The organism is Convivina praedatoris, from assembly GCF_933208495.1.
In the GTDB taxonomy this organism is placed as follows: Bacteria; Bacillota; Bacilli; order Lactobacillales; family Lactobacillaceae; genus Convivina; species Convivina praedatoris.
This window is the reverse complement of sequence record NZ_CAKOET010000001.1, coordinates 192,233-203,841: the sequence shown is the minus strand read 5'-3', so window position 1 is coordinate 203,841 and position 11,609 is coordinate 192,233. Positions and strand designations below refer to the sequence as shown.

The window sequence follows — 11,609 nt, the reverse complement described above, 5'->3', positions numbered from 1 at the left end:
AATATTGGCAATTAAAGATTTTTTAAAGCTAATAGATCAGCTGGCAAATCAGTTGATAGCTGACGATTTTCCTCAATGAAAGGATCATAAAACTTCATTTGGTAGGCGTGCAGGGCCTGGCGCTTAAGACCAAACCACAGAGGCCCACCATACAAATCATCCCCGACTAAAGGATAACCCAAGTGAGCAAAATGAACCCGGATTTGATGGGTTCGGCCCGTATGTAGTTGTACTTTAATACGCGTCATAGGATGATTGGGGTCATCTTGATAACGTCGCTCAACCCAGTATTCAGTTTTTGAGGCTTTCCCGTCTTCGCGCACGATGCGCTTAATAAAATCACCGTCCATCCGACCAATTGGCTCATCAATCAGGCCGTGATTTTTCGGTAAAATTCCTTGTACATAGGCAATGTAGAACTTTTCAACCGAATGATCTTGCAACTGCTGGTCTAAAACAGCATGGGCAAAGCGATGTTTAGCCAGTAACACTAGACCCGAAGTATCACGATCAAGTCTGGTTACCACATGGGGTACCAAATCTTCAGCTTTTTCATCAATTAGATGACCTTTAACCTGATTAACTAAGGTATGTAACCGGTCTGCATGTCCCGGTACAGTCGTTACCCCATAAGGTTTATCAACAACGAGCCAATGCTCATTTTCAAAAATAATATCAAGGGGATGAAAGTCCGGCACCACTAAGTCGTTACTTTCTTCAATTGGCATCACAATCGTAACTTGGTCGCCATTATTAATATAGTCAGCAGTATACACCGGCTGACCATTTACTAAAATAGCACCCCCATTATGTTTCATCTGACTAAACATTCTATGAGAAACACCATGTCCTTGTAGGAAAGTCCGCACTTTGCGTTGCTCATCACCTTGATAGGTCCAAGTAAATTCCATAATTTGCTTTCCTGCTAATATGTAGCATTATCACTAATCTAGTTGCCTCGAATAAAGGCATTTTGCACTCGTTTCCAAAAATCCAAGTGACGATAGCTGGCAAAATATACCTGCTTATCGGCCACTCGAAATTCAACGGAAACTACATTTTTAGCGACAATTTCGAGTTGGTCACAAGTAATTAAAAAACGATCCGAACGGGGCTTCACCTGAATAGTTTGCCCCCGTGGCACAATCAAGGGCGATCCCAACGTTCGAAAGACCCGATTATTGATTGAGGCAATTTCAGACATTTGGATAGCCGCCAAATCAGGATGTAAAACCGCACCGCCATTAGCCTTATTATAAGCCGTTGATCCGGTTGGAGTTGAAACAGCCACTCCATCGCCTCGAAATAGTTCGAAGGTCTCAGATCCTAAACAAATATCTGCCACCAATGTTCCTACCGGTTGCTTAACCGTAGCTTCGTTAAGCGCCAAATAGGTTTTAATGGACCCATCTTGATGTTGAGTCTGCATTTGTAAAATTGGATAAGCAACCTTTTGACCACTATCGTGGACTAGGCTGTCGACTAATTCAGGTACTTCACTGCCCAGCCAATCCGTATAAAATCCCAAATGACCGGTATGTAAACCAACAAAGCGCACCTCTTGTGGTAAATCAATGTAGCGGTGAAAGGCGCCTAATAAGGTCCCATCCCCACCAACTGAGATAACCACATCGGGATTTTGATCATCTAAAATCAACCCCCGTTCGACAATTGCCTGCTTAAGATGGCTGACAATCGCCTGTGACTTTGCCAAATCATTATGATAAATCGCAATCTTCATTTATTTCAACCGATTTCCGGTCTAATGACCAGTACTTCGAATATCTGATAATTCCTGTTCTAATGTAAAAGTATTATCCGATATTTGGGTTAATTTTTCAGCCATATCAGGACTCAATTGTCCATGCTTATAGCGTAAATCATGTTCGATTGTAGCCCAAAAGTTCATGGCCATCGTTCGCACTTGAATTTCCGCTAAGACCTTTTTTTCTCCAGAATACAGCTGAACCGGATATTCAATCACAATATGATATGATCGGTAACCCGAAGGCTTAGCGTTCATCACATAATCACGTTCTTCTAAAATTTGAAAATCAGTTCGGCTACGTAATAACTCGACAACCGTGTAAATATCTTCAATATACTTAGTCATAATCCTTAAACCAGCAATATCTTGCAAGTCTAATGCTAACCGGCTCTCATCTAAGTGACGACGAACAATTTTTTCTTCGATTGAAGCCTGAGTTTTCACTCGACCCGTTACAAACTCAATCGGGGAATCTTTTCCAGCTGCTAGATATTGATCCCGTAGATAACGTAACTTAACTTTTAACTCCGATACAGTTTGGGTGTAAGGGAGTAAGAAACTTTCCCATTCCACGTAATCACCTCCAGGAAAATCATCTCAAAAATACACATATTCTAATTTTACCACAAGAATTTCTTATCTGTTTTGATGCCAATAAAAAAGCAACCCAGATAGTTAGGGCTGCTTTAAACTTAATAGTTATAAATTAACGAGCCAGCGATGCGGCTCCAATAACACCGGCATCATTACCCAACTCAGCCAACTTAATCCGGGTTGAAGTCCGAACAGTTGGAAAGGCAAAAGGCTTCCAATCCTTTTCAACACGCTCCCGCAGGAATTCACCAGCAGCGGCTACCCCACCACCAATAACAATGGCAGATGGGTTCAAAGTGTTAGCAATCATGGCACTAGCATAACCTAGGTAGTAAGCTACCTTGTTAACTGTTTCGTTAGCTAAGAAATCACCATCTTTAGCTAAATCAAAGATAATCTTAGAAGTAACCTCATCACCATTATCAATCATTTGCTTTAAACGAGATTGTCCCACATATTGTTCAGCAAAATCTTGGGCCAGGTGAACCACTCCAGTTGCCGAAGCATATTGCTCCAAGCATCCCCGGTTGCCACAGGTACATAGGTAACCATTTGGCTCAACAATAATGTGCCCAACTTCTCCACCAGCACCACCAGCACCGTGGATTAACTGACCGTTGGCCACTAACCCACCACCAACACCAGTTCCTAAGGTAATAAAGGAAACATCATCATCATTGTTTCCAGCACCCTTCCAGGCTTCACCTAAGGCGGCTACGTTGGCATCGTTATCGATTTTTAGAGAAAAACCGGTCCCAGCTTCAATTGCTTCTTTAACAGGTTGCTCAGTCGCCCAGTTCAAGTTATAAGCACCCTTAACTGTTCCTTCAGCGATATTAACCGTTCCCGGAGTTCCCAAGCCAATCCCAATGACGCGTTCGCGATCAAGTTGGTAAATATCCAAATGATGGTTAATTGACTCAATAATATCGGGCACAATGTACTTACCACCATCCAAAACGTTGGTCTGAATTGACCACTTTTGTTGAACTTCACCCTGATCAGTCAAAATCGCAAATTTAATGGTCGTTCCACCTAAGTCAACACCAATTAATTTATCTTTAGCCATAGTTCTGCCGTGCCAGTTATGTGATGTCCTGACACAATTCCTCCTAAAAAATTTTACAAGCCTATTCTAGCAAAAAACAGTCCCTTTGTGCAAACGTTTTCAATAAATCAAGTTAGCCTTGCTCAATCATTATTTCGCCGTTCTTCTAAATGATGTTCTCGTGCTAGTACTAACTTCATCTGGGCATATTCTTTTTCAGGTAAAACCCCTGATTTATAGAGGTTATCAACTTCTAAAGCCGCCATTTCAATGTCCCACAAACGTTTACCAACATGAATATAAACGCCAAAACGCTTCAGATATTTTAATACATCATAAAAATTTTGCACATTTTTTCTCCACTCACCTTATTGTATCCGTCGCTGGTAAAACATCACTATTGCTAAAATCATTCCGCTTACTAAGCCACCCAAATGTCCCCAAAAATCAATTGATGGGGTAAATAAATCACCGACCAAGTTTAACACTACAAAAACTAAAAATGTTTGTCTTTGGGTCTTTAAGGCTGAATTATGACGACCTTGATAGCCGATGTAAATTAACAAAGCTCCTAAAAGACCAAAAATTGCCGATGAAGCACCAGCACTAATTGCTTGGGGGGCCAACCAGTAAGACAGCAAGTTACCACCCAAACCACCAATTAGGTAAATTAATAGAAAGCGGATTGAACCAAACAGGGGTTCAATCATCAGACCCAAAAACCAGAGGGTCAATATATTTAAAATTAAATGGGACCAAGAAAGATGAATCAAAAGTGGAGTCAATAACCGCCAATACTGATGCTCTTGGGTAATGTAAGGTCCGTATTTAGCACCAAATTTAACTAAAAAGAAAACATTATCAGGCTGTCCATGACTTAACAATATTTCAACTAAAAAAACCAAGATCGTCATAACAGCAATAATCACCGTCACCGGTGCCTTTTTAAAATCAGCCATCCTTGCCCCCTAATCCATTTCCAAACTTTCACCGATACTCAAAGCCACCAGCCAAGTAGCCCCGATTCGATAGGCTGGATATTCTTGTGCCAGCGCCTGACGATACAAACTTAATTGCCCACGGTAGCGATTTTTGAGTTTGGCTAGATCTTCTTTTTGATGACTACCATGCCGAACATAGTCAGTCTTGTAGTCAAATAAAGTAATTGTTTTTTGACTTTCATCCAGAAAATACCCATCAATAATTCCGTGAATTAGTACCGAACTACTGTCGGCTAAGTCTTGGTAAATTTGATTGGCAGGCATAATCATGGCAAAAGTGGCCTCCCGTCGTAAAGTATCTTGATGATGGGCAATATCTTGTCCCAAGGATGAATTTAGAAAATCCAAAATATCATTTAGATTAATTAAATCAGCCACCTGCGCTAGCAATCGGCCTTGGGCTACCAACTCATCACGCAACTGTACCAATTCGGTTTCAGTATAGAGATGTTGAAAGTTTAAAAGTTGGAGTAACAGGTGGGTTGCTGTTCCAACCGCACTACTAGACGGTCGCTGACTCCCATTGGTCATAAAGTTTGGTCGTGCTAATTCTTGATTCAACAAGACCTTACGGTCACTGAGCTTACCATTTTCATCCAAATCTAAACTAACCATATTCATCTGATCTGGATCTTCAAAGAGTCGCTTAATTTCCGAAACAGATTGATAAGCCGGCGTCTGAGTCGCCAGTTGATTGGGATAATGATAGTTAATTAGCGCTTGAGCAGCTTGAAAATCAGCAACATCATATTGATTATTACGATCATTAGTCACTTCAGTGGAATCGTTTCTCGTTTGTTGCGGTGCTTTAATTTGATTTTCGGGTATTAAAGTAACCTGTACCTGCGTACTTTTAGGAGTTTGTGGGCCTAAATTACCGACGACATCAACCTCTCCCAGCCAATCAAGTAAAACGGAATTATCAGTCCGAGCTAAAGTAATATTTAACCAATCAAAATAACTGCTGGCCCGCAAACGCAAGCTTTCCGGTAAAAATGGTGTTCGACTAGTCCGAGCAACCTGCCATAATCCTTGCACGCGCTGACTCATTCCCTCTTCATTCACCTCAACCGTCGCCAATAGATATAACTGCTGCTTAGCTCGGGTTAAAGCAACATAAAAAAGGCGCATTTCTTCCGACCAACTTTGTTTTTTTAAAGCTTCTTTAACCCAAAGCTTTTGCAAAGTTGGCATCACTACTTGGGCCTGGGGTTGCAAATAATCTAAGCCAATTCCAGTCGATTTTTGAATTAATAAGCCACCACTTAAATCTTTAGTATTAAAATCTTTTTCTAACTCTGGTAAGAAAACAATCGGAAATTCTAATCCCTTGGAAGCATGAATCGTCATCAATTGAACGGCTTCTTCTTCAGATTCTTGCGCTACCTCGCCCAATTGTCCCCCATTTTTTTGTAATTCTTCAATGTAGCGAACAAAACGGAATAAGCCAGCATGTTGATTTTCCTGATATTGAGCAGCGTACTGGTAAAGGGCATGTAAATTAGCCTGTCGTTGGGCGCCACCGGCCATCCCGGCCATATAATCCAACCAGCCAGTATCTTCATAAATGGCCAGTAACAAGTTAACCAAATCATTTTGACGAGCTAGTCCTTGCCAACGCTGAATTTGCATTAAAATCTTAGCCCAATCTGCATTTTGGCTGGCTGCTGCTTGAAAAGCCGTCCAAAAATCATGTTCACGGTCTTGCAATCGAATTGTCGCTAAATCATTTTCATCCAAACCAAACATTGGTGATCGCAACATCGCTACAAGAGGAATATCTTGGTGCGGATTATCAATCACCCGTAAGGTGTCTAACATAATGTAAACTTCCATCGTTTGAAAGTAGTCGCCAACTCCCTCGGCTTGCACTGGTAAACCGGCTTCATGAAACATACGGACTAAATCAACATAACCCCCTTTGGAACGGGTTAAAATCGCAATATCGCTGTAACGGACGGGGCGCATTCCCCCACCATCGGGTAAACTCGGATCATATACTTGGCCACTTTGTTGTAGATCAATAATTTTTTGAATCAAATGAGCATATTGCCCCTGTCGCTTTTGCCAATCTCCTAAATCTTCAGCCTGCTCTTCATCAATGGTTTTGGCGCCAGTCCGTTTTTGAATAATATCTAGTTCAAAAATTGGTGACACAGTGCTGGGGTAATCGGCTTGAGGTACTAAACGAGCAGCATCTTGATAGGCAATATCTCCTAAATTTTGGTCCATCAACTGTGTAAAAATTAAGTTTGTCACCTCAGTCACATTTTGTTGAGAACGGAAATTATCAGCCAATTCAATCCGTTCATCGCTATCAGATAATTCAAAATCATGGTATTTGGCACTAAAAAGTTGTGGATCAGCCTGACGAAAACCATAAATACTTTGCTTGACATCTCCGACCATGTAAAGATTATGGCCATTTGATAGCGATTGTAACAGTCTTTCTTGGAGCTGGTTAATATCTTGATATTCGTCAATTAAAATTTCTGAAAATTGGCTGGCAATCAGGGTTCGACTATCTTCTTGGGCTAAAATTTCTAACGCCAAAACCTCTAAATCAGCAAAATCCAACAGATTTTCCTGACGCTTTCGCGCCGTAAAGGCCTGAATAAAGTCCCGGGTTACCATCACCAAAGTTTGTAATAAATCCTGTCCCTTTTGATTAACTAACTGCCACTGCTGAGCATTGAGACTAAAATAAGTCTGACTTAAATTGGTTAGATTAGCTTGGGAGCCGATTAAATCATTTTTAATTTGTGTCGCTGCCTGGACTAACTGACTTAATTCTGGTGTCTCCTTGATTTTTTTCGAACGGTTGGTATCTAATTTAATTTTTGGTGGATCAGTCACCAAGTGCTGTAACTGATCCCATCCCCCCGTCAATCCTGTTTCAATGGCGGATAAGTAACTTAATAGTTCACTTAAACCTTGTGCTGTTTTCTTCAGCTCTTCGACCCCGCTGACTTGAGATAATAGCGGTTCTAATAGGGCCTGCCCATTGCGGATTTCATTTAAAAATAATTTCTGAACATGCTTCCCCAAGGGCTGACTAGCCAACAAATCTTGATCTACCGGCCCACTGGCTTTTTGGACCTGCTCTTTAAGCCAGTCAAGCCCATCCGGGCGAGCTTGAGCAAATTCCGCTAGACGTAGAATTTGATCCTTAAGCGGATTATCATAGTTTGGATTAGCAAAATTATCCACCAGCTCCATAAAATCAACATATTGAGGATGTTTAGGATCATAATAATCACTAAATACTTCATCAACAACATCCTGGCGCAACATTTGCCGTTCGGCTGTATCTGACAGTAAACGAAAACGGGGATCCAACCCAATTTTGTAGTAATAATTTTCAATTAATTTCAAAGCAAAGGCATCAATGGTAGCGATATTAGCCACTGGTAAAAGCATTAATTGGCGCTGTAAATGTTGGCGCAGTTCTCCTTGGGATTGAACTAGTTGCCCCTGCAACGCCTTTTCCAAACGCTCCTTCATCTCTGCCGCAGCAGCATTCGTAAAGGTAACAATCAGGAACTTATCTACACTTTGCCCTTTTAAAATTTTTTGCAAAATTCGTTCAATTAGAACGGTGGTTTTACCTGAACCGGCCGAAGCAGCCACTAGAATATTATGCCCACTTGATTCAATGGCTCGTTGCTGGTTAGCAGTAAATTGTCTAGGCATCCTCTTCTCCTTGCAAGCGTTCTAAAATATCAGCTTTTTTGTTAGGACTAACCGGGCGATAACGATCCCCTAAAATTCGGTCAAAGCGCACAATATCTTGATATGGCGAATAAGCCAAGGAACCTTTAACCGGTAAAATTGGAAAAACACCGGCCTGAATTTGATGCCCAGCCCGTAAAATATTTTCTTGATTGCGTGCCAGCAGTAAGTCCAATTCGGCAGCTGATACCGTTTCACTGGCAGCAGTTAGCTGATCATCTTTGCGCTTTTTCAACTGATAGTATATGGCTTGTTCACCTGGTGCTAATACTTCCAAATTATCCAGATAAGCTTCATCTGAAAGCATTAAACCATGATATTTAAAATCAGGGCTAGGCAATTCTCCTGCCAACATGGCCACCAAATCACCCTTAAAATCAGTTAACTTAGTTTTGCTAGGCGCAATTTGAGCAAAGAAAGCCCCTCCAATTTCACTAACATTTAAGGCCTGCGCATTATTTTGGGCTGCTTGCCAATATGTTAGCAATTGCATTTGCAAACCGTCATAGGCCTGCCCCCACTCAAATTTTTTACTACTAGATTTATAATCAATAATCGTACCAAATTGGCCTTGCGGGTCTTGGCGGTCGAAACGGTCAATCTTTCCACGAACCATAATTTGTTGACCTTGGTCAGCCAAGCGCAACCCCTGCAACGCTCCCTTAGGAAAACCAAAGAGAGCTTCCACAGCGGATGGTCGGCTTTGATTATACGAAGCCGCCTGTTTTAACTGGCCCAAGAGTTGTTGGGCCACCTTAGCAATGTATTGTCCAATCGCCAGTCCTTGATTAGCTTCTTGCAAAAATTCAAAGGTTGGCTGAGTCAACTGAAAGTTGAGTGCTTCAGCCACTAAATTTTGAATGGTAACTAAATCAACATCTTTAAGGCTGGCCTCTTGCCCAATCAAATGACGAACTACCATTTCTAAAATCGCATGGTATAGGGTACCGGTTTGAGCCACATCTAAATCATGGCTAGGCCGTTCTTGTAAGCGGAGGCCATAGCGCAAGAAATATTCAAAAGGATCACGATAATAGGCCTCTAATTGTGAAATTGAAACTGCCAGCGGTTGTTTAAAGAGCGCCTGAGCTAAATCAGTTTGTAAGGGTGCTACTTGATTTTGATACTGATTAGCACTTAATACGCGATCTAAATTTGGTAAATTCGGCTGCTTTTTTAATAACCCGTACAAAGCCTGAAAGGCACTGCTCTCCTGTTGGCTGGCAGGTAGCTGCGCCAATTGGGATAAGGTTGCCCGGGCTGAACCAACATAATTTTTTAATAAGGTACTACCATTCATCGCGTGTGCTTTAACCAAAGTAACCGGTGCAGCAAAATGACTAATCAAACGCTGGTAATATGGTGAACATTCGGTCAATTGACCATTTTCATCCAAAATTGAATACGAAAAGGTCACTGCCATTTGACTGGCCATTAAAGCCCCATAAAACAATAAATTTTCACTCGCCATTTGCTGTTGAGCAGTGTCTTGCAAGTACCGTGGTTGTTCCTGCTGACTTAAGACTGGCTGAACTAAGAGCCGTTCAGCGTCATTAATCAGAGCTTGGTTTTTGACCTGCGCCGGTAAGTTCTGCCGACTACCGCCAATAAAATAGAGTTCTTGATACTGTTGGTTTTGTACAATTCCAGCTTCAGAAATCGTCAACTGATCCAATTGGTTAGGAATTCCGGCAAAACGAGCCCCCGAAAAGCCAGCCAAAAGTGCTTCCCGAAAATCATCCAATTCATAGGGCTGTTGTCCGGCCACTTGAACCATTTGATCTAAGGTTTGGGTAAACATTGCCCATACTTCTTCAACCTGCTGGCCCTTTAGAAGCTCGCCTTGATCAACTAATTGGTCACGAACCTGCAAAATTGCCTGGTCAACCTGTTGATCATATAACCAATTAACTAGAAAAGTTGCGGCCTCTTGTAAAGTCTGAGCTTGGTCTAATCCCTGTTCAAATTTATCTAAGGCATCTCCAATAAAACGCCGCAAAATATTCATTCGTTGATTAATTTTTTGATCTACAGGTGATAATTGATCATCTTGACTTTCAAATAAGACAAAGGGCCGGTCATAGGCATGCCAAATTTTAGCGCTTGGTTGATGGGCCGTAACGTAGTTATCCAAAAAAGCCACAATTTCAAAGTACTGTTGGTCGTCTAGTAAATGGCCATTTTGAATAGGCCGCAAAAATCCAGTCTTTAACAGGGCTAACAAATTCTGATAATAAAAGCGTTGACTCTGAGGCCTTAGCAAATTGGTAATCAGCTCAACTAAGGGATGGTTAAGCATTTTGACATCATTATCCAAAAAATAAGGCAGCTCAAACGCCTGCATCACGGCTGGAATATGGTTGGTATATGGACCCAAATCCCGGGCAACAATTAAAATATCACGTAAATGCAGGTCTGGATTTTTTAGCAAAGACTGTCGAATCCGGCGGGCTACCTCGTTTAATTCGGTTACCACGTTTTCGGCTTTAAAAAATTGAACCTGGTCTAACGGAGCCGCCTGCTCTATGGATTGATATTGTCCTAAAGATTCCCAGGCTTTCAGCAGCGCTTGCATATCTTGGGATAAGGAACGCTTGGCGGTAACTGGTTTAATTTCAGTTGGAATGCCATTTTGTTGTGCTAAATCTAATAAAACCTGTGCACTTTGTAAGGGTTTTTGGAAAACTGCCCCATCCATAGTTGGCTGAAGCGCATCACGATCTCCTAATAGGGCAATTGTTATGTCTGCTCGCTTTAATAATTGCTGTAAAACCGCCCATTCTGGTCCGGTAAAGCCATTAAAGCTGTCAAAATAAAAGACACTGTTGGTTAAACTTAAATGAGGTAATTCTTCAGCAAAAAAATTTAGCGTTTCAGCCTTAGTAATCCAGTTTTGATCTAAAACGGCATCAAATTCATCGGCCACTAGAGCAAGATCCCGTAACTTTTGACTAAAATTAACTTTCAAACCAGTTAAGTCAGGATTGGCTTGATCTAGGTTGTCCAAAACGGTTAGTAATTCTTTGGCCTGGACTTGGCTACTGCGTAATTCCACTAATTGCGCCACTAAAGCTTCAATAAATCCCCGTTTTGCTTGCATCCGAGCAAACACCGGTAACTTACTAGCCTTTTGCTTTAAGATATTAGCTACCACCATATAAAGGCCGGCTTCTTGCATGATATTAGGTTGAATTTTGCTAGATTGTTGCAACAAATGCCAAGCTAAACGGGTTAAGGAATAAACTTGTAATCGACTTTGCGCATAAACTTGATCTTTTGGCATCCGATTAAGGCGGGCAAAGCGCTCAAGCACATCGACTTCACTGGCAAATTTAATGTGATTGGGTACTAAATAATAGACGCTTAAATTCGGATTGCGCATTAATTTTTCCTGCACGTTCTGTAACATTGCCTGGCGAAAATCATGCTGTCCTGATCCCATTAAGATTGTTACTGCCATATTATC

At 41.4% G+C, this 11,609-nt stretch carries 8 protein-coding genes; all 8 read right to left on the bottom strand.

Annotated elements, in window-relative coordinates; genetic code table 11:
- Nucleotides 1-11: 11 nt before the first annotated feature.
- A complete protein-coding gene (locus M4974_RS00995) occupies nucleotides 12-911 on the bottom strand; it encodes an RluA family pseudouridine synthase (RefSeq protein ID WP_248705594.1) in 900 nt (299 codons plus the stop codon).
- Between the two features lie 38 nt (nucleotides 912-949).
- Entirely contained in the window at nucleotides 950-1,741 is a 792-nt protein-coding gene (locus M4974_RS00990) for an NAD kinase (RefSeq protein ID WP_248705595.1), read from the bottom strand.
- A gap of 21 nt (nucleotides 1,742-1,762) precedes the next feature.
- Nucleotides 1,763-2,341 carry a GTP pyrophosphokinase gene (locus M4974_RS00985; protein ID WP_248705596.1) on the bottom strand — a complete coding sequence of 193 codons (579 nt, stop codon included), beginning with the start codon at nucleotides 2,339-2,341 and terminating at the stop codon, nucleotides 1,763-1,765.
- Nucleotides 2,342-2,474: 133 nt separating this feature from the next.
- The gene (locus tag M4974_RS00980) at nucleotides 2,475-3,431 is read right to left on the bottom strand and encodes an ROK family glucokinase (protein WP_248705597.1); all 957 of its coding nucleotides are present in this window, start codon (nucleotides 3,429-3,431) and stop codon (nucleotides 2,475-2,477) included.
- 122 nt (nucleotides 3,432-3,553) lie between these two features.
- Entirely contained in the window at nucleotides 3,554-3,760 is a 207-nt protein-coding gene (locus M4974_RS00975) for a YqgQ family protein (RefSeq protein WP_248705598.1), read from the bottom strand.
- A gap of 18 nt (nucleotides 3,761-3,778) precedes the next feature.
- The gene (locus tag M4974_RS00970) at nucleotides 3,779-4,369 is read right to left on the bottom strand and encodes a rhomboid family intramembrane serine protease (protein WP_248705599.1); all 591 of its coding nucleotides are present in this window, start codon (nucleotides 4,367-4,369) and stop codon (nucleotides 3,779-3,781) included.
- A 9-nt stretch (nucleotides 4,370-4,378) separates the two neighbouring features.
- Entirely contained in the window at nucleotides 4,379-8,104 is a 3,726-nt protein-coding gene (gene addA / locus M4974_RS00965) for a helicase-exonuclease AddAB subunit AddA (protein WP_248715711.1), read from the bottom strand.
- Complete coding sequence (locus M4974_RS00960) at nucleotides 8,097-11,603, bottom strand: PD-(D/E)XK nuclease family protein (RefSeq protein WP_248715710.1); 3,507 nt, start codon at nucleotides 11,601-11,603, stop codon at nucleotides 8,097-8,099. Before M4974_RS00960 ends, addA begins: the two co-directional genes overlap by 8 nt.
- Nucleotides 11,604-11,609: the final 6 nt, after the last annotated feature.

Coding starts and splice junctions, on each gene's coding strand:
- addA (WP_248715711.1), bottom strand. CDS start 8,104: ATGCCTAGACAATTTACTGCTAACCAGCAACGAGCCATTGAATCAAGT.
- M4974_RS00960 (WP_248715710.1), bottom strand. CDS start 11,603: ATGGCAGTAACAATCTTAATGGGATCAGGACAGCATGATTTTCGCCAG.
- M4974_RS00990 (WP_248705595.1), bottom strand. CDS start 1,741: ATGAAGATTGCGATTTATCATAATGATTTGGCAAAGTCACAGGCGATT.
- M4974_RS00970 (WP_248705599.1), bottom strand. CDS start 4,369: ATGGCTGATTTTAAAAAGGCACCGGTGACGGTGATTATTGCTGTTATG.
- M4974_RS00980 (WP_248705597.1), bottom strand. CDS start 3,431: ATGGCTAAAGATAAATTAATTGGTGTTGACTTAGGTGGAACGACCATT.
- M4974_RS00995 (WP_248705594.1), bottom strand. CDS start 911: ATGGAATTTACTTGGACCTATCAAGGTGATGAGCAACGCAAAGTGCGG.